Annotated in this window: 19 protein-coding genes; 10 read left to right on the plus strand and 9 right to left on the minus strand. The window is 61.8% G+C overall.

Annotation, left to right across the window (positions count from 1 at the left end):
• The 3 genes from VKV28_14360 to VKV28_14370 form a co-directional block, all read left to right on the plus strand.
• A partial coding sequence (locus VKV28_14360; protein HLH77982.1) for an aminotransferase class III-fold pyridoxal phosphate-dependent enzyme occupies nt 1–523 on the plus strand: 523 nt, incomplete at its 5' end.
• Between the two features lie 9 nt (nt 524–532).
• Nucleotides 533–1210 (plus strand): dethiobiotin synthase, encoded by a 678-nt coding sequence (gene bioD / locus VKV28_14365; protein ID HLH77983.1) that lies wholly within the window; start codon nt 533–535, stop codon nt 1208–1210.
• A gap of 60 nt (nt 1211–1270) precedes the next feature.
• On the plus strand, nt 1271–1531 hold the full coding sequence (locus VKV28_14370) for a hypothetical protein (GenBank protein ID HLH77984.1): 261 nt from the start codon (nt 1271–1273) through the stop codon (nt 1529–1531).
• A 35-nt stretch (nt 1532–1566) separates the two neighbouring features.
• Here VKV28_14370 and tyrS read toward each other — a convergent pair whose 3' ends face one another.
• The 3 genes from tyrS to VKV28_14385 form a co-directional block, all read right to left on the minus strand.
• Complete coding sequence (gene tyrS, locus VKV28_14375) at nt 1567–2751, minus strand: tyrosine--tRNA ligase (protein HLH77985.1); 1185 nt, start codon at nt 2749–2751, stop codon at nt 1567–1569.
• 229 nt (nt 2752–2980) lie between these two features.
• Nucleotides 2981–3475 carry a hypothetical protein gene (locus VKV28_14380; GenBank protein ID HLH77986.1) on the minus strand — a complete coding sequence of 165 codons (495 nt, stop codon included), beginning with the start codon at nt 3473–3475 and terminating at the stop codon, nt 2981–2983.
• 271 nt (nt 3476–3746) lie between these two features.
• Nucleotides 3747–4436 (minus strand): hypothetical protein, encoded by a 690-nt coding sequence (locus tag VKV28_14385; protein HLH77987.1) that lies wholly within the window; start codon nt 4434–4436, stop codon nt 3747–3749.
• A 139-nt stretch (nt 4437–4575) separates the two neighbouring features.
• Here VKV28_14385 and VKV28_14390 point away from each other — a divergent pair, with 139 nt between their 5' ends.
• The 5 genes from VKV28_14390 (at nt 4576) to VKV28_14410 (ending at nt 10003) form a co-directional block, all read left to right on the plus strand.
• Nucleotides 4576–5118: an RNA polymerase sigma factor gene (locus VKV28_14390; GenBank protein HLH77988.1), complete on the plus strand. Its 543-nt coding sequence runs from the start codon at nt 4576–4578 to the stop codon at nt 5116–5118.
• 3 nt (nt 5119–5121) lie between these two features.
• Nucleotides 5122–5496, plus strand: a complete 375-nt coding sequence (locus VKV28_14395) for a hypothetical protein (protein ID HLH77989.1) — start codon at nt 5122–5124, stop codon at nt 5494–5496.
• A gap of 85 nt (nt 5497–5581) precedes the next feature.
• Nucleotides 5582–7375, plus strand: a complete 1794-nt coding sequence (locus tag VKV28_14400) for a TolC family protein (protein HLH77990.1) — start codon at nt 5582–5584, stop codon at nt 7373–7375.
• Nucleotides 7376–7572: 197 nt separating this feature from the next.
• Nucleotides 7573–9390 carry a TolC family protein gene (locus VKV28_14405; protein HLH77991.1) on the plus strand — a complete coding sequence of 606 codons (1818 nt, stop codon included), beginning with the start codon at nt 7573–7575 and terminating at the stop codon, nt 9388–9390.
• A gap of 115 nt (nt 9391–9505) precedes the next feature.
• Complete coding sequence (locus VKV28_14410; GenBank protein ID HLH77992.1) at nt 9506–10003, plus strand: DUF6790 family protein; 498 nt, start codon at nt 9506–9508, stop codon at nt 10001–10003.
• 9 nt (nt 10004–10012) lie between these two features.
• Here the strand turns inward: VKV28_14410 and VKV28_14415 are convergent, their stop codons facing one another.
• From VKV28_14415 to VKV28_14425, 3 genes are all read right to left on the minus strand, one after another.
• Nucleotides 10013–11017: an amidohydrolase family protein gene (locus VKV28_14415; GenBank protein HLH77993.1), complete on the minus strand. Its 1005-nt coding sequence runs from the start codon at nt 11015–11017 to the stop codon at nt 10013–10015.
• A 37-nt stretch (nt 11018–11054) separates the two neighbouring features.
• Entirely contained in the window at nt 11055–12587 is a 1533-nt protein-coding gene (locus VKV28_14420; GenBank protein HLH77994.1) for an FAD-binding oxidoreductase, read from the minus strand.
• Nucleotides 12588–12880: 293 nt separating this feature from the next.
• Nucleotides 12881–14608, minus strand: a complete 1728-nt coding sequence (locus VKV28_14425) for an adenosylcobalamin-dependent ribonucleoside-diphosphate reductase (protein HLH77995.1) — start codon at nt 14606–14608, stop codon at nt 12881–12883.
• A gap of 289 nt (nt 14609–14897) precedes the next feature.
• Between VKV28_14425 and VKV28_14430 the strand changes: the two genes are divergently transcribed.
• Both VKV28_14430 and VKV28_14435 read left to right on the plus strand, forming a co-directional pair.
• Complete coding sequence (locus VKV28_14430) at nt 14898–15842, plus strand: ribose-phosphate pyrophosphokinase (protein ID HLH77996.1); 945 nt, start codon at nt 14898–14900, stop codon at nt 15840–15842.
• A 126-nt stretch (nt 15843–15968) separates the two neighbouring features.
• Nucleotides 15969–17285 (plus strand): phosphoribosyltransferase family protein, encoded by a 1317-nt coding sequence (locus VKV28_14435; protein ID HLH77997.1) that lies wholly within the window; start codon nt 15969–15971, stop codon nt 17283–17285.
• Nucleotides 17286–17479: 194 nt separating this feature from the next.
• Here VKV28_14435 and VKV28_14440 read toward each other — a convergent pair whose 3' ends face one another.
• The 3 genes from VKV28_14440 to VKV28_14450 all read right to left on the minus strand — a co-directional run bounded on the left by VKV28_14440 (nt 17480) and on the right by VKV28_14450 (nt 18643).
• Nucleotides 17480–17968 (minus strand): CBS domain-containing protein, encoded by a 489-nt coding sequence (locus VKV28_14440; GenBank protein HLH77998.1) that lies wholly within the window; start codon nt 17966–17968, stop codon nt 17480–17482.
• Nucleotides 17969–18167: 199 nt separating this feature from the next.
• Nucleotides 18168–18425, minus strand: a complete 258-nt coding sequence (locus tag VKV28_14445; protein HLH77999.1) for an Hsp20/alpha crystallin family protein — start codon at nt 18423–18425, stop codon at nt 18168–18170.
• Between the two features lie 5 nt (nt 18426–18430).
• On the minus strand, nt 18431–18643 hold the full coding sequence (locus tag VKV28_14450; GenBank protein HLH78000.1) for a hypothetical protein: 213 nt from the start codon (nt 18641–18643) through the stop codon (nt 18431–18433).
• Nucleotides 18644–18884 lie beyond the last annotated feature (241 nt).

The raw sequence follows: 18884 nt of genomic DNA on the forward strand, positions 1-18884 counted from the left end.
ACCCGATCTGATGTGCCTGGGCAAGGGACTGACTGGCGGCTACCTGCCGATGGCCGCGACCCTGACCAGCGAGCAGGTATTCGCGGCTTTCTTAGGACAGGTCGAAGAGGGCCGCACCTTCTATTATGGCCATACCTACACCGGCAATCCCCTGGCTGCGGCCGTGGCGATCGCTAATCTAAAGGTGTTCGACGAAGAACAAGTGGTCGCCCGGGTCGGCCCTTTGGCCGAGCAGCTCCGTCGCGGGCTGAGCCGCTTTGCCGCACACCCTCACGTCGCGGACATTCGCCAATGGGGTCTGATGGCGGGGGTGGAGCTGATGGAAGAGGTGCAGCGATGCCAGCCCTTTGCACCCGCGGCTCAGGTCGGGGCGCGCATCGCGATGGCAGCGCGCCAAGCCGGTGTGATCGTGAGGCCGTTGGGCGACGTGCTGGTCTTCATGCCCCCGCTTTCAATCGACGCCAGCGAAATCTCTCTCTTGCTGGACGCCGTATACGGCGCCACTATCGAGATCGTTGGTTGAGGAGCTGCGATGGCACGCGCGATTCTGATCACAGGCACCGATACCGGCGTGGGAAAGACCACTGTGGCCTGCGCCCTGGCCTTCGCCAGCTTCGCCCGCAACCTGCGCACGGGTGTTTTCAAACCCGCCGAGACTGGCTGTAGCCAGGGTCCTGAGGGGCTGGTGGCAAGCGATGCCCTGATCCTCAAAACTGCAGCTTCCTCGCCGCTGCCACTGGAGCTGATTTGTCCTTACCGCTACGCCCCGCCGTTGGCGCCGGCCGCCGCCGCGCGGCTGGAGGGACTCCCCGTGCTTGACATCGCACGGCTGGTGGATTGCTTTGAAGAGATCGCGGCCGCCAACGACATCGTGATCGTGGAGAGCGCCGGTGGTTTGGCCGTGCCGCTAACCTGGGATACCAATTTCGCCGATTTAGCCCAGACCCTCCAACTCGAAGTGGTGCTGGTAGTGCCTAACCGCTTGGGCAGCCTCAACGCCGCGGTTCTCTCCCTGGAGTACGCCGCGCGCAAGGGTTTGTGGGTTCGTGGTTATATCCTCAACGATGCCGAGCCCGCCGATTCGCCCGCCGCCGCCACCAACGCCGATTCCCTTCTCCGTCTGACCGATGTGCCCTGCCTGGGCACGGTTAAACATCGCCAGCCGTTGCCCCTGGAACTAGTGGAACGCATTCTGAGAGGCCCGTGTTGAAAAGCGCGCTCAACGAGGCGGCGGATTTATTATTAGACTTACCTCAGTGCAGGTGATGGCTTGGTAAAAATCGACATTGATCTGAAGGCCGGCTTTCTCCAATCGCTCAAGCGTGAAGTGCTGGCGCAGCTCAGCCCCGAAGAACGTGCGATTATCGAAGTCTCCACGGGCGAGATGGGCAACAAGCCCGATGCGGTCAAGCTGGGATGGCTCAAGATGCGCACGGGTCAGGTCTGGACCAAACCACAATATACTCGCGCGCTTAAGAAGACGATGGATAAGTTGCGCCAAGCGGTGGCCGAAGCCGAAAAGCTCGGCTGACCGCGGGTTGGTCTTTGACCCCGCTGAACACCCGCTCAGGGCTGGATGCGTGCGATGCGCCGTTTGCCAACTTCCAGCAGGCCGTGATGGCCGGGAACGAAGCGAAAATTGGCGTCGCGCACCGCTTCACCGTCCACCCTCACTGCGCCCTGTCCGATCAGGCGGCGAGCTTCGCTAGTGGAGGGAACAAAGTTGAGCTGCTTCATCAGCTCGCATAGCCAGATTTCACCGGCAATCCTAAAGGTCGGCACCTCGGCGGGCACCTCGCGCCGCTGAAAGCGGGTTTCGAAATAGACCCGCGCGGCCGCGCTTTCCTTCGCATCGTGGTATTCGCCCACGATCAGGTCAGCCAGCCGCTTTTTGGCTTCCATCGGGTGGATCGCTCCGCTCCTGACTCGTGCCAGCTCGTTTTCATCCACTGCGGTCAGCAGTTCGTAATAGCGGGGCATCAACTGGTCCGGGATGGACATCAACTTGCCAAACATCTCCCGGGGGCTTTCAGTCAAGCCAACATAATTGCCGTAGGATTTGGACATCTTGCGCACGCCATCCAGCCCCTCCAGCAGCGGCATCGTAAGCACCACCTGGGGCGGCTGATGGAAGGCGCGCTGAAGTTCGCGACCCACCAGCAGATTAAATTTCTGATCGGTGCCCCCCAACTCGACGTCGGCCTTGATCGCCACTGAATCGTAACCCTGCACCAGCGGATAGAGCAGCTCGTGCAGAAACAGCGGCTGTTGAGTGCTCAGACGCTGCTCGAAGTCGTCGCGTTCCAGGATGCGCGCGACGCTCAGATGGGCGCCGATTTTGATCAGATCGCGCAGGCCAAGCTTATCCAGCCATTCGCTGTTGAAGCGCACCTCAGTGCGCTCGGGGTCGAGAATCTTGAAGACCTGGCGCTGATAGGTCTGCGCGTTTTCAGCGATTTGCTCGGGGCTGAGCGGTTTGCGTACCTCGCTGCGACCGGTGGGGTCGCCGATGGCGGCAGTGAAGTCACCCACCAGGAAGATCACGCGATGGCCGAGATCCTGAAACTCGCGCAGCTTTTTGAGCGTAATGGCGTGGCCCAGATGGAGGTCGGGAGCGGTTGGGTCCATCCCAAGTTTAATCCGCAGGGGCCGTCCCTCGGCTAGCTTGGACGCCAACTCCTCAAGCGAGATCAGCTCGGCCGCCGTGGCGCTCAGACGCTGGGCAATTTCCAATGCTCGCGATTTGTCCACCGCACCTCCGCCGCAGCCCGCGGCCATGGTTCGTTAAGATCCCTATGAAGTTAGCGTAAAGCCGCAGGGTGACAATAGGCCGTTGAGCGCGCCGCGTCCCGCTAAGCTGCACGGCAATCTCGATGCCGGGCAGCCGGCCTGGCAATTTGTCGGGCAAGTTCCCGAGCGACCTCTCCCCGCTCGCGCAGCGAGATGACTGGCCCTTTCACCCGCGAGGTGGGGGAAAAACTTACAGATCGGGAGCGAACCAAGGCTGAGTGATAAGCCAGCGTTGCGAGGGCGGGGCAGGGGCCGAGGGTCTTGCAGGCGAAACGAGCAAGCTTCTTTTGCCGCTTGGACGGAATCTGGCGTGCCAGGTGGCGACAAACCACGGGCGACCGTCCGCCATTCCGTAAACTCTTGCGCGTACCCCCAGGATCTTGCCTTCAACGCGTAGGCGTAAGCGGGTGGTTTCATCCAGGTGAACCTTACGCGCGTTCGCGGCGCGCACGGTAACTTGCCAGCTTAGCTCGCTGACCAGCTCAAGCGGGCCGACGGCCTGCTGGTAGCTTTGCCAATCGCCAATCGAATCTGATACCCCGTGCAACGAGGGGGTTACCTCCATCACCCTCAGCTCGTAGGGACGTGTGCGAAGGCGTATCCAGCATAACCGATAATCCTTGCCCATCCAGGGGCCCAGCGAAAAATCTCGACTGAGCGGGCGGATGGTGTCGAGGTGGTCCACCTCGCCTTTCCAGCACCGTGGCTTTGGGCGTGCGGTCCGATGGTTGAGCGCGCCCGCGTTGAGCACGGGGCTTGCCAACAGAGCCGCGAACAGGAGTACGCACGCCCGCTTGACGAAACGCCAAACGCGCTTTGGCCACTTGGGCACGATCGCCATGGCCTACAATTAATTGCCCACCCCTCCACGGCGCTGTGCGCTGTGCCCGCGAAGTCTTACTCTGAAAGTGAGAGAGTAGCGCGCGGTGCGATGACGATCGGCCGACCAAGCAGCCTCAGCTACAAGCGCAGTTCTGACACAGGGCAAGGATTATCGCGCGCGAAGAATTAAGCAGCGCAAAGCCTGACAGACCTGGGGCCTGCAAGCTAGGCAAGCCCGGTTCGGCTTCGGAAGCGGCCACCGGCGCCGGGGGCGGCGGAAAGAAGGCAAAGACTGGAGGCGGGATAAAGGGCGAGGCGGGCCGGCGGTTGAAATTGAAGTTCAGACACAAGTTGACCGCGTTCTCGCGGGCTTGGAAGTAACTGCTGGCGTTGACCGTTCCCATCCAGCGGGTGTAAGAAGCCGAGCCGTTGCAACTACAGTTGTAGACTCGCGGTGCCGGGGTGGGTGCGGCGGTAGCCATTGCAATCTGTGGCAACGTCAACGGCGGTAACGCGCTTGGTGTCGGCAGAGTGCCCGAGAGCGCCGGCGGCGCCGGAGCTACCGCGACACCGGCTGGCGGCGCCACTACCGGCGCGGGCACGCTGCCCGGAATGATCGAGACAAAAGTGGGAGCAGGCTGCGGCGCGCCCGCGAGTTGAGCGCGCGCTCGCGGCGGATGGGACAACATCAGTAAAACCGCGGCGGCGACTGGAGCGCAAATTATCGCGAGCCGTACCACCAGTTGCAGCGCTTGGCGCCCAGCGCTTAAACCGTGCAAATTCAGCTCTACTGCCGTAGCCGACAAATCGAATTTCGATTGCACCTTGCGACCTGACCCTTTCGTGCACACCGCCTGTTGCTCTTGATCGATCGACCCGACCCGGAGTTGACCGTCGGATTCGCGAAAAAAAGATGTCAACCTTTGGGCGCATGGTTCGATCACCATCCAAGAGGCCAGCGCGATGAGGGTTCAAATTCCACCGAAAGCTTCCGTCCCAGGACCGCTTCCCGACGGTTGGAATGGGCTTTACCGTGACCATCACGAACGCATCTTGCGCCTATGCCGGGTGATGCTGGCGGACGAGCAGAGCGCGCAGGAGATCACGCAGGAGGTGTTTTTGCGCTCATACCAGCGCATGGCCGTAGGCGAGCAGCCACTAAGTTGGGGCGCCTGGCTGACGCGCGTCGCAGCCAATGCCTGCCGTGATGTTCGCCGCTCGGCTTGGTGCAGGCGCTTGAGCCCCCGGGTCGAGTTGGAGGAAATCCCGCTGGAGCCCGGACACGACACTCCCGAGCATAGCCTGGAGCGGCAGGAATTATGCCGAAGGGTCTGGCAGCAGTGTCTTCGCTTGCCGCGCCGCCAGCGCGAGGTGCTGGTTCTGCGCCGGCTTGAGCAGTGGCCGATCGAGGAGGTGGCCGAAGCCCTGGGACTGAGCGAAGGCGCGGTCAAGCGCCATCTGTTCCGCGCCCTACAGCGCCTGCGCAAGGTCTTGGTCGAGGGGTGAGCTATGAAGGAATGCCTGGGGGAAAAAAGTTTGCTGGCCTGCTGCCTGGGGGAGGCAGACCACAAGAGCCGGGTGCATCTGCAATCTTGCATCATTTGCGCCCGCCGCTATCGCCGTCTGCGCAATGAGCTGCTGATGCTGGATCAAACCTTGATTAAAGGTGCGCGCTTGAAGGTCCGCTCGGAACCATCTCATCCGCCGATGGTCTTGGCCCGAAAGGGACTAGCCCTAATCGCGGCTTTCGCGCTGGGTTCCCTGCTCGGCCCCCATCCGGGTTCGAACTGGACCAGAAACCTTGGTGCGCTATTCGCTCATGGCTGGAATTCTGGCCGTTATCGCCTTCATCAGCGCCATTCGCCATCTACGAATCAAAAATAATGAGTGCCACAACCGGCGTGGTCGCCGCGATCGGCCGAGGGTAAACATGAGTTTCAGTCTCGCAAGATGGGTCCGCATGCAGACCATGGCACTTTTAATTATGCCATTGCTGCTCGCCACCAGCGCTGCGTTTGCCGCATCGCCGGTGAATTCACAGCTTACCCAGCCGCCCAGCATGAGTACGCCCAGCTCGGCAGTCACGCAGTTCGAGTATCACGATTCAGTCAAATCGCTACCAGAGATCCTGATGCGCCAATGGCAACCCAGCGGGCGGCTGGTGATTCCGGAGAGCGTGACCAGTTCCAACTATCTGCGTACTATCGATGACAACGTCAGCCGGCTCACCCTCAAGCAAGCGATTTATGTCGCTTTGCGCAACAATCCCAATGTTGCGGCGGCTCGCTTGAACCCGCTGATCGCGACCGAGAGCATCAAGGCTCAATACGGTGTATTTGATCCTGACCTGACGGCGAATCTTGAAGACGAAGATTCGAATATGCCGATCACCACGCCATTGGAAGTAAAAAGCGGCAACACCCTGACGACTCATCTGTATGAATGGAACTTTGGAGTGAACAAGATACTGGCGAGCACCAACGGCACACTGGGGCTTACCTTCAACAACGAATATCAGACCACCAACAATCTTACCGATACGATCGTGCCTTCCTACGTGCCGACCTTGGGATTGTCCCTGAGTCAGCCGCTTCTTCGCAATTTCGGTTTGCAGTTCGCCACGATCAACGTACAACTTGCCAATATCGGACAAGTACAAGCGCAGTACCAATACGCCAGCACTCTGTCCTCTTTCGTGGAGCAAATCGGCTTTTACTATTGGGAACTGGTTCGAGCCCAGGAAAATCTGCAGGTCGCCGAGGAGGCCTTGCGCTTCAACGAGGACGTGGTCAAGCAGGATCGGATCGAGTTGCGAGTTGGAACCCTGGCGCCGCTGGATCTCAACGAGGCGCAATCGGCCGCGGCGGCGGCGTTGGCCAACGTATACGCGGCACGGGCCGCGCTGGATAGCGCGCGCACGACCCTGCGCCAGAATGTTATGCTCGATCCTCATCGCACCTTCATTCCGCGCCAGATTGAGCCCGCCCAGGAGCCCAATCCGGTTCAGGACAAACTTGAGAGCCGAGATCAGGCTCTGCACAACGCGGCGTTCTACCGCCCGGTGCTAGGCCAGATGCGCCAGGCGATTCGACAGGCATTGCTGCAAGTACGCTTTCAGCAAAATCAACTGTTGCCGCAGCTCAACGCCGATGCCCAAATTGCGGTTACCAGCCAGGGCGGGGAGGCGCAATGCGGTCCCACTTTCGGGCTAGTCACGCCCAATTGCGATATTGCTCCGGGAGCCAGTGGCTATCGGTTGCCCTTTACCGGAAGTTACGGCGATACCTTGGGAAAAATGTTCGATTTTACTTATTACAGCTACACTGCTTTGCTCAGCGCCGAACGTCCCTTGGAAAATGCCAACGCGCGCGCCGCTTTGGCACAACAGCGGATTGCTTACGAACAGACCCGGATGGAGTTTCGCAGCCAGTTGTCACAGGTTGTCGCCGACGTTTTGACCTCGCTCAGTAACCTTTCCGCTTACGTGCCCGCGGTCCAGGCCGCCCTGCGCGCGCGAGGCTATGCCGAAGAAGCGTTGCATGACGAGACCGCGCGGTTTCGGGTCGGCATGGCGACCACGCACGATCTGCTGCAGTATCAGGCGTCGCTGGTGCAGGCCCAGGGCAACGTAATTCAGACCGAAGTCGGGCTGGAAGAGGCACGGCTGGCCTTTTGGCACGCCGAAGGAACGCTGCTGCGTCACTTCAATGTTGTCTTCCAACTTAGCAACACTCCGGAAACGCCATGGTTCGCCCGTTTTTAGCTCGCTTGGCGGTGAGTTGTTTGGCCCTGGCAGGCTGGGTCAAGAGTGCTTCCGGCTCGCGTGCTCCGGCCCATGATTGGAGGAGCCTGGAGCGACAAATCAGAAAGGATCAACCGTTGCGCGCAGGGCGCGGCGGTGGCCGGTACGTCGCGCTTGGGCGAATTGGGCTTTTTCACCCGATCTTGGCTCTAGCGGTAATGGGGGGCTTGATAGCTGGCCGTGCCGGCGCGCAGGTTACCAGCGCGCCGCCCGTGGCGCCAACCCAGAACAAGCTCAGCCTAACGGTGCGCAGCCGCGATGCCGACCGTTACGAGTATGGCGACCGGCTTTTGTCGGTACCGCAAATATTGAAGGATCAATGGAACTGGGCACATGCTCTTCCCGAGGAATCACTGAACGATCTCAATTATTTGCGCACTTTTGATCCGCGCGTAGCGCGCATGACCCTCAATGAAGCGGTATATTGGGCGCTTAAAAACAATCCGCAAGTCGAAGTCGGACGGCTCAACCCGCTGGCCGCGGTAGAAGCGGTCAAGCAGGCGGCGGCGGCGTTTGATCCGCGCTTGCTCGCCAACGGCGAGCGCTTGCAATCCTACATACCGATCACAAGTGCGTTGGATACAGTCAATACCGTTACCAAGCAGCCGGATCTAGGGTTATCCACTAATCAATGGCAATGGAATTTCGCCATCAATAAGCTTTTGGCCTCGAGTAACGGTGTACTTAGTGTGCTGTTCAACAATAGCCGCATCAATGGGAATAATTTCTTTGAGTCGGTGCGACCCTTTTATGTTCCCACTTTGACGCTCTCGCTTACCCAACCCTTGTTGCGGGCGTTTGGCTGGAAATTCGCTACCATCAATGTACGCCTGGCGCACTCCGCGTTGCGCCAGGCCCAGTTCAATTATGAACAAACTCTTCAGGACCTCGTGTACAAAGTGGCGACCGACTATTGGGCCGTGGTTCTGGCGCGCGATCAATTGAAGGTCGCCGAACAAACCGTGGCCTTCTATGACGATCTGGTCCGTGACAACATGGCACAGCTAAAGGTCGGTACACTGGCGCCGCTGGATGTACGTGAGGCGCAAGCCGCGGCCGAAACTGCGCAGGCCAACCTGTTCTCCGCCCGCGCCGTCCTGGGCAACGCTGAAATCGTGCTGGCCCAGGATGTCATGCTCAACAATGCCGACTCGTTCCTTCCCCGCACCATCGAACCGATCGATCACCCCAACCCGGATGAATCGATGGTGGCTGAAGAAGAGCATTCTCTGGAAGATGGGTTTGCGCACTTGCCCTCGCTGGCGGCCGCGCGCGCGGCGATCTCCAGCGCGGCAATTAACGTTCAGTACATGGATAATCAGATGCTGCCCTCGCTGACCTTGGGAAGCCAGGTTTCCCTTACCTCCCAGGCCGGCGAGCTGGTGTGCAATCCGCCGCTCGGCGCGTCCAGCAGCACCGTGTTTAACTGCACTACGATTCCGGGGGTGGCATTCAACGGCGAAACCCTGCCGGAGTATCGCGGTGGATATGGTACGGCGCTCAGCCAAATGTTCTCTTTTAGATATCTGACGTATATTTTTTCTCTCAATTTCGAAATGCCCGCCGACGACGCCTATCTGCGGGCCATGGTGGCGCAAGCGCGCATGCAGGCTACTCAATTGCATCGACAATACCAGGCGGCGGTCGATCAGATGGTGGTAAACGTGCGCTCGGCGGTGGCTAATGTGGCCGCGGACATTCAAACCGTCAAAGCCAGCCGGGCGCGTAGCGCGTACGCTCGTGCCGCCTTTTATGACGAACAAAAGCTTTTTGCCAACGGCATGGCGACTACGCACGATCTGATCCAGTACCAAACCGAGGACGCCACGGTAGAGGCCAACGAATTGCAAGCCGAGATTAATCTGGAAGACGCCAAGCTAGCACTGCGTCATGCCAACGGGAACCTGCTACGCCAGTTCAGGGTGGATTTTCACTTAAGCCCGCCACCCCCGCGTCCCTGGTACGACACCTTTTAGAAACTCAGGGGGTCATGCCGGTCGCTCGCGGGGGAGGCTACACGGCATAGTTGATTGATTTGCCGCCGTGCCGCACTGATAATACGCCCAGCTTGTCGGAAAGCTCGGGGTGTCGATGTTCTTTGCGATTTTTCCAATCTTGACGCTCGTCGTCGTGCTGATTCATCTGCTTATTACGTCGGCATACCGCGCCGGATGGCCGGCGATCGCCAGGATTGTGCTGCGCGATGCGCTAGTGATCAGCGTCGGAGTGGAAGGGCTATTCGCCTTCTACGGCCACGCGTTCATGAGCGCTGAAGTTTCTCGCTCGATCGGCTGGGCGCCCAGCCCCTTCGAATTTGAAGTCGCGATAGCCAATCTGGCGATCGGAACCTTGGGAATCTTGTGCTGGTGGTTCGAAGGGAGCTTCTGGCTGGCCACGATTGTCGCGACGACGGTCTGGTTATGGGGCGATGCGGTCGGCCATCTCCGACATATTATGGTCGCCCATAACTACGCGCCCAACAACGCGGGCGGGGCGTTGTACAGCGATCTCATTCTTCCCACCGTCTTGATCGCGCTGGGCCTATGGGTGCGCACAAGCAGCGTGCGGCCGGCAAAACCCGGATTTTGAAAAAGGCCGTTACGCCAGCTTGAACATACGGCGGGGGTTGTGATCGACGATCGCCTCAAGCTGCGAGGACGGCAGTCCGGCGGCGTGGAGCACCGCCAGCGGAGTATCCGTCCCGGGCGGAAAAGGCCAGTCGCTGCCCAGGACGACGCGCTCAAGGCCCACGCTGTCGATCAGAAAGCGCAGCACGTGGGGCTGATGGAGCAGGGTGTCGAAATAGCATCGGGGGAAGTAAGCCGACGGCGCCTGTCGCGCAAGATCGCCCTCGGCCGCGCGATCCATTCGCCCATGCATGTGATCCAGCCGGCCGCTGAGGTAGGGCAACAGGCCGCCGCCATGAGGCAGGATAAACTGCAAAGCCGGAAAGCGGTCCAGGGTGCCGGAAAAGATTAACGAGCTTAGCGCCAGCGTGGTGTCGTAAGTGAATTGCACTACCTGGGTCAGGGTCCAGCGGCGGGTACGCGGCGGCGGCACGGGCTCGGTGGGATGGATGAACACCGGTACGCCCAACTGGCTGACCGCGCTCCAAAACTCATCGAGCGGGACCTCGCCCAGGTTGACCCCGAGGACGTTGGCTGCAACCAACAGGCCCACCGCGCCCAGCTCGCGCACCGCTCGCGTAGCCTCGCGGGCGGCGGTGCCAGGGTCTTGCAAAGGGGCCGAAGCGAGAAAGGAAAAGCGCGTGGGATGGCGCGAGCAGACCCGGGCCAGGCAATCATTCATCAGCCGATGCCAGGCCTCGCCTTTGGCGGGCGCCAGCCCATAACCCATCAGGTCGGACCACACCGAGAGCACTTGGCGGTCAACGCCGGCGGCCAAAAAACTCTCGATGCGCGCCGCTTCCTCTTCCATCAGGCGGGGCACGAACGGGCGCAGGCGCAGCCCCGACTCGAAGCTCAAGCTTGGACATACGGGTGAACCACCGGGCGCCACCGCGATACCGTACTCGGCGCCACGAAAACGCAGCACTTCCAGGACGCCAGGCGGAACATAATGGGCATGTACGTCGATTGGCATGGAGCAATGCTAGCGCAAGACGCTGGGTCGGTCGCGTTCAGGCCGGGGTGATCGCCTCGGGAAAGTCGAAGACCAGGGTCGGGTCAACGACGGCCTTGATATTCTGGAGCCGGGGCAGATTGCTGCCGTAATATTCCTGGGCCCAGTCGGTGAGCGAGGGATCGATGAAGTTCTGGTAGGCTCCGCCGCCAGCGTAGGGCGTCATCGCCTGATAGAAGTCGCTCTGCCAGGCCAGGTTGGCCTCCACCGTGGCGGGCGCGTCGGCGCCGCTCCAGCTAAGCGCAATTGTCATCAGCCAATCGCTGTCACGATGGACGAAGGCGGTCGCGTCGGCGGCCGGAATATTTATCTGCCCGCCGGTTTGAAACAGCACCAGGTCAGCGCCGACCGAAGTTCCGGGCCATCGCCGTGCCCATTGCAATGCGGTGGCGATCGCGGCTGAGCTGGGCGGGCCGACGAAAAATCGCGAGCGTTCCTGGTATTCCGCTGGCTTGCCCGGAGTTGCCAGAAAATTTATCTGCGCATCCCAGTAGCTCATCTGATTGATAGTTGACTGGGTGGGCTCGGCCACCGCATAGACCGGCTGGAGAATATCGGCCAGATCGCCGGGCGTGCCCACTAGTTGGCCGAGCAATCTGACCGTGACGTCCTGGCCCGCGGCGATTTCCTGTGGAGTAATCGCGTCGAGCTGGACGCGGCTGCCCAAGGTTGTCGGCGCGGTCTGCAACGCCGCCAGCAACGCGGCGTAAACCGCGTCGGGGCGGGCGCTCCAGCTCAGGCTGAAGACAGTCAGGCTGGAGGGGACGGGAAAGGTTTGCAAGCTGAAAGAGGTGTTGATACCGAAATTGCCGCCCCCGCCGCCTTGGCACGCCCAAAAAAGATCTTCTTGCGGGCTGGGGATGAGAATTTGGCCGTCGGCGGTCACGATCTCGGTGGCCACCAGTTGATCGCAGCCCAAAGCGTGCGCCCGCATGTTGAACCCAATGCCGCCCCCGAGCAGAAAGCCGGCCGCGCCAACCGTGGGACAACGGCCGTGGGTGATTGCGACTCCCAACGGCTGCAGCGCCTGATACAACGCGCTGTTGAGCACGCCTCCGCCGATCGTAACGATCCCGCTGCCGCTGTCGTATTGAATCTGGTTGATAAGCTTCAGATCGATCATCAAGCCGTTGGTAGTCGAATAACCGGCGTAGGAATGGCCGCCCGAGCGAGCCACCAGCGGGATATCATTTTGGCGGGCCCACAGAATCGCCTGTGACACGTCCTGGGCGCTCAGACAGCGAGCGATTCCAGCCGGAAGCGTTGCGGCATAACGCAAGTTGTTAGGCATCGCCAACGCGGCAAAGCCGGGATCGCCGGGGCGTAGCACGGGCCCCGAGATGCGTTGGGCCAACTCTTGCCAGGCGCGAGCATTGGCGCTGGTGCTGCTGCCGCCGGAGCAGCCGAAGTCCAGCAGGCTTAAGCCTACCCCGACTCCGGCTACGGCGCGCATCGAATGCGACAGGAACTGCCGCCGGCTGAGGGGGTATCCGAAACCCGTGAATTTCGCTCCGAAGCTGCCTACGGCCATCGCGCGATGCGAGCGGGCGCTGTGACTTGACTAACGCGTGTTACGCCATTTTCCATATGAAAATCCCGGCTCAAGGTAATAGATGACGGCTGGTAAGAAAAGGCCGGACCCGACCCGAATGGCAGGTTCGTGCGCGGCTCCTCGGAGGCCGGCGACCCCCGAGAAGATTGGGGACCGAGAGGCCACCTTTACGCGGGGCGCTGCTTTCAAGAGTGCCTACCGGGCCTCGCCGGACTCGTTGTTCAGCACCCCGCTAATGGTGTTTGCGTATCAGCGATCCGGCGCGCGCGCCCTTACACCGAGCATTCCCGGCAATCCGGCGTTTCGCTGTCGTCTACGATGTTCAGCGTCTGCCCCGGACGCGAGCCGTAGCGGTAGATGGTTACGCCCTTGAGATGCAGCTCGTGTGCCCTCAGGAAGATTTCTCGCACCGATTGAGGGCTGGCATCGGTGGGCAAATTCACCGTCTTCGAAACCGCGGCGTCGACGTGCTCCTGGAAAGCGGCCTGCATCAGCAAGTGAAATTCCGGTTCGATCTCCAGCGCCACCGGAAACCGCCGTTTGAGTTCCTCCGCGATTGCAGTTCCGCTCAGCGCCCCGGTTTGGCGCACCAAGGCCATCGCTGTGTCACCGACCGGGCCGAGGCGCTTGAGCTCCCGCTCCACGGCGCCGTTCACCTCGGCGAATTTCTGGCCTTCGAGGATTCGTCGCGTGGTTGCCAGGGCGAAGAACGGTTCGATGCCGCCCGAGGCGCCGGCGATTATGCCGATCGTTCCCGTGGGTGCCACGCAGGTGACCGTGGCATTGCGCATCGCCTGGTAGCCGCGCGCGCGCCAGAGGCTGGCCTCGAATGCCGGGAACGAACCCCGCAGTTGCCCCAGTTCCGCGGATACCTCGCGCGCGATCCGGCTGACGAACTGGGCGATTTCTCCGCCCAGCTCTACGCCTTGCCGCGAATTGTAAGGCACTCCAATGGCGGCCAGAAGGTCGGCCAGCCCCATGACCCCTAGGCCGATCTTACGCGTGTTCACGGTTGCCTGCCGAATCCGCGGCGCCGGATAGTGGCTGGCCTCGATGACATTGTCGAGAAACCTCACGGCGTCTCGGATTGTCTCGCCCAGCGCATCCCAATTGATCCGGTCACCGGACACGAATTTGCCAAGGTTGATCGAGCCCAGCGTACACGACTCGTAGGGCAGCAGCGGCTGTTCGCCACAGGGGTTGGTGGCCTCGATTGGGGCAAGCAACGGCAGTGGGTTGCGGCGGTTTATCTCGTCAAGGAAAAGCAGACCCGGATCGCCGCAGCTCCATGCCGCTTGGGTCAGCCGGTCGAACAGCTTGGCGGCGCCGGCATCGCGCTGGATTCGGCCGGAACGGGGATCTCTCAGAGGAAACGGCGTGCCGGTCCTGAGCGCCGAGAAGAAGTCATCGGTCACGCCGACCGAGAGGTTGAAATTCTCAAGCCTGCCCGAGCGGCGCTTGGCGTCGATGAATCCGAAGATATCGGGATGATCGACGCGCAAAACCGCCATGTTGGCACCCCGCCGCCGCCCCCCGGCGCGGATCACGGCGGTGGAATGGTCGAACAATTCCATGAACGAGACCGGCCCGGAGCTGATCCCGCCGGTTGAGTGCACCACGTCTCCTCGCGGGCGAAGCCTGCTGAAGGAAAATCCAGTGCCGCCTCCGGTCTGCTGGATTCTGGCCGCGAGCCCGAGGGTCTCGAAGATGGAGTCCAGGTTGTCTTCGATCGGCAGGACGAAGCAGGCCGCCAACTGGCCGCGGGCAACGCCTGCGTTCATCAGCGTGGGCGAATTGGGCAGGAACTCAAGCTGCTCGAGCCGTTGGCGAAAGCGCTCGCGCCATAGTTCCGGGTCCTCGCCGAACCGTGTGCAAGGCTCCGCTATCGCCGTCGCCACCCGGTTGAGCATTCCGGAAACATCCTCGATCTGCCGGCCGCTCTCGTCGCGACGCAAGTAGCGTGCTTCGAGAACGGCCATCGCGGTTTCCGATAGGCGCACGATGCGACCTCCCGCTGCAATAGTCCCTAAACTTTCATGCCCTTATTGGAGCACGAACTGTGCTCCGGCTGGACAGTTCACGCGCCGCTTTTTAATTGCGGGACCTGGCGCCGCTTCTGCGATAGGCTGGCTCTATTCGAGCCATCTGCCCTGAAACGGCTGGCGCGAAAGGGCACAAGGAGCAGCCCTTCGCTTGGCTGGTTGGGCGGGAGCCGGCTGGTGTGCCATTTGCTCTGACAGGGTTGCTCGCTTTCGTCGGGTTAAGCCGGCTAGCGGCGAGGCGCTCGATATGATGGATCCGATAATCTTGGCAGGCTTGGCCAACCTTCCGCTTGCCGCGGCCGTGGCGGAGCAGATGGGTTTGACGCTCGCCAACCGGGCGCTGACCCGCTTTCCCGACAGCGAACTGCACATCGAAGTGCAGGAGAGCGTGCGAAGCCGCGACGTCTACCTGGTTGAGCCGACCGGCCCGCCGGTGGATCAGCGTCTGTTCGAACTCATGATGCTGGCCGACGCCTGCCGGCGCGCCGGCGCCGCCTGCCTGACCGCAGTGATTCCCTACTTCGGGTATGCCCGCCAGGACCGCCGGGCGACCGGCCGCGACCCGGTCGGAGCGCGCCTGGTTGCCGATCTGCTCAAGACCGCCGGGATCCAACGCGTCGTGACAATCGACCTGCACAGCGCCGCGCTCGAGGGCTTTTTCCCGATGCCCTTGGAGCACCTGAGCGCCGTTGCGCTACTGGCCGACGGCGTGGCCAGCTCGGGCCTGGCAGCCGACGCGGTCATCGTCGCCCCGGATCTCGGGGCGGTGAAGCTCGCGCAGCGCTACGCGCGGTTGTTAAGGAAGCCCCTCGCGATCGTGAACAAGACGCGCCTGAGCGGCGAGGAAGTCGAGGCGAGGGGAGTCGTCGGCGAGGTCCGCGGCCGGCCGATTCTGATCATCGACGACATGATTACGACCGGCGCAACGATCGCTGCTGCGGCGGGCGCGCTAACGGAAGCCGGAGCATCTTCGGATGTGACCGTGGCCGCCACTCACGGCCTGTTCGTCGGCGGGGCGACGCAGCGGCTGAAAGCGCTGGGCGTCAAGCGATTTATCGTTACCGACAGCGTGGCGCAGCCGACGAACTTGGGGTTGCCGCTGCAGTTGGTGAGCGTGGCCCCGCTCCTCGGGGAGGCCATCAAGCGGCTGCACACCGATCGCTCGTTGAGCGACCTGATAACGCACGTCTGAGGTAAGCCGGAGCGAGTCGGGGGATCTCATCTATGTGCATCGTGGCCCGCCGCCGACCGCTTCCCGGCCGAGATTGGCACGCATGATGCGTTTATGAGGTTTGCCATGAGCAGACGATCCGCCAGAGTGACGCAGGTTGTCATTTCTTCGGACGCGGTGAGTTTGGAGGGTGAACTCGCGATGCCCGCGGAGGCCGCGGTGATCGTGCTGTTTGCTCACGGCAGCGGCAGCGGCCGGCTGAGTCCGCGCAATCAGTTCGTCGCGCGCATGCTCCAGGAAGCCGGGATCGGCACCTTGCTGTTCGATCTGCTCACGGAAGCCGAAGCGGCTGAGCGCGAAAACGTGTTCGACGTGGACTTTCTCGCCCATCGATTGGGCGACGCGACGCGCTGGCTGAGAGCCAGGCCGGAGGCGGGGGCTTACCCACTTGGGTACTTCGGGGCCAGCACCGGAGCCGCGGCGGCGCTGATGGCCGCGGCGCAGGACGGCGCTATCGGCGCGGTAGTTTCGCGCGGCGGGCGCCCCGACCTTGCTTTGCGCCACCTCGCCGAGGTCGTCGCGCCCACCCTGCTGATCGTGGGCGGCCTGGACTACGGCGTGATCGAGCTGAATGAGCGGGCCTACCGCCTGCTGCGGTGCGAGAAATCGCTCAAGATCGTGCCTGGCGCGACCCACCTGTTCGAGGAGCCGGGCACCCTGGAGCAGGTCGCGGAGCTGGCAGGGGACTGGTTCAGCCGCCACCTGAAGACGTCACGAGTCGCTGACCCGCCCGCGCAGGAATTAATCTATGCGGACCGGGAAGCGGCTGGTCGGCTGCTCGCGCGGCGGCTGATGGCATACGCCCACACCGATGCGGTGGTGCTGGCCCTAGCGCGCGGTGGCGTGCCGGTGGCCAAAGTAGTTGCCGACGCCTTGGGCGCGCCGCTGGATGTAATTGTAGTGCGCAAGCTGGGAGCGCCAGGCCAGCCTGAGTTGGGGATCGGCGCCGTGGCCGACGGCGACCATCCACGCGCGATCTTCAACCAGGACATCATCGAGCAGCTCGGGGTCTCGGATGAATACATCGAGGCTGAAATTACGCGCCAGCTCAAGGAAGTTAACCGCCGCGAGAGCGCGTATCGGGGCGGCCGGGCCAAGCTTGCGCTTGCGGGTAAGACCGTGATCGTCGTCGATGACGGAATCGCAACCGGCTCCTCGGTCCGGGCCGCCCTGCGCGGAGTGCGCCGGCAACAGCCAAAGCGCTTGATTCTCGCGATCCCGGTCGCGCCGGCGGAGAGCCTCGCGGCGCTGCGAAGCGATGCCGACGAAATTATTTGTCTGGAGACCCCCGAGGATTTCTTTGCCGTAGGCCAATTTTATCGTGATTTCGAGCAGGTTTCCGACGATCGGGTCAAAACGATTCTAAGCCAGAAACAATCCGCCCACGCGCATCCGCAAGCGTAGACGGAGTAACAAGAACAGGAGGAAACGACAATGGCATTGCTCGAAAAATGGAAGCCATCGAGAGAGCTGCAAAGGTTTCGCAGCGAGTTCGACGACTTGATCGGCTTTTCGCTTTGGCCGTGCGCGCGCGTGACGCAGGGTGCCGCTTTCAAGCGTGCGCGCGGCCTCGGCGGACTGGGTTTTTTAGCACCCTGCTAGGCCACCACGGCCATCTGATGCGAAGTGCGCGGCTGGCAGACGAAGGCCAGAGTTTCGGCTACCGCGTCCTCCGTAACCTCCGCCCGTTTGCCCGCCGACACTTCACGCTGCGCCTCCCGCGCCAGGTCGTTGAGCGAGAGGATCCCGACCAGGTGTTCATTCTGATCCAGCACGGGCAACCGCCTTACCTGATTGTCGCGCATCAAGGCCTCGGCCTGGCTGACGCCATCGCTGGCGTGACAAGCGATTACCTTGCGTGCCATCGCCTCTGCCACCGGAATGGCCCAAAGCTGCTTGCCCTGCGTGTACGCGGCCATCGCGATGTCGCGATCCGTGACGATCCCAATTACCTTGCCGTCGCCATTGGAGCGGATGATCGGGATGCAGCCGCAGTCAGACTCCCACATCAACTCGGCGGCTCGGTTGAGGGTGTCGGACTCGGAACAAGTCTTTACCTCGTGCGTCATCAATTGCTCAACTTTCATCACCGATTCTCCAGGCAGGCTGCGGAAAAATCTCCACAACCCGCTCCCTATTTTCCCCCGGGCCAGGGGGAGAAGATTATGGAAAGAAGCCAACTGCAGGGTGCCAAGTTCAAGCGTGGGCATCAAACCCTCACCGGACCGGATTTTTCAGCACCCTGCCAGGCCGTTTCCGCGTTCAGCTTATGCCCGGGCTGCGCTCTCAGGCCGCGCTCGTCTTCGCCGAACCGCCCTTGGATCCCTCGACCTGGATTTTCACTTCCTTCGGTATGGCCTCCTTAGGCATCGGAGCCGCCAGTTCCAGAACACCGTCATGGTAGGTCGCCTTGAGGTCTTCGGCCTTGATCCCCTCGGGCAGGCCGATTGAACGCTCGAAGGCGCCGTAGCGAATCTCGCGCCGGAAATAATCGGCTTTTTTGGTCTCCTGCTTTTCCTCCCGCACGCCCTTGATCGTCAGCACGTCGCCTACGACTTGATGTCGACATCCTTGGGATCGATGCCTGGAAGGTCGGCCCAAACGATAAACTTACCCTCCTCCACGCGCGTTTCGATCGCGGGACGTCTCGCTATTGTCTCCCCGTCACCGAAGAACTCGCGGGCCAGCGGGAAGCGACCGAACCAGTCGCGGTCAAAACCGAAGCGGCGTGACGGGTGGATGGCCGCGCTTGCCGCGGCCACCCGCCGAGCCGGAGTGAGCCAAGGCACGATTACAACTGGTTCCGTCCGCATTCGAGCCGCGGAGCGCTTATGCCCAGAGAATTTGCAGACCAGCAAGGGAACGGCCCGCTTGAGTAAGTTTGGGGCTCCGCGGCCCGTCCCCTTGCTCCACCGCCCCGCCAGGGGCTAAACATCAACCGACTCTACTTATGAATGCGGGTAAGGGGGCAGACCGGGTGGGACAGCGCCTTCAGGATATTGC

Source organism: Candidatus Binataceae bacterium (genome assembly GCA_035294265.1).
Classification (GTDB): domain Bacteria; phylum Desulfobacterota; class Binatia; order Binatales; family Binataceae; genus DATGLK01.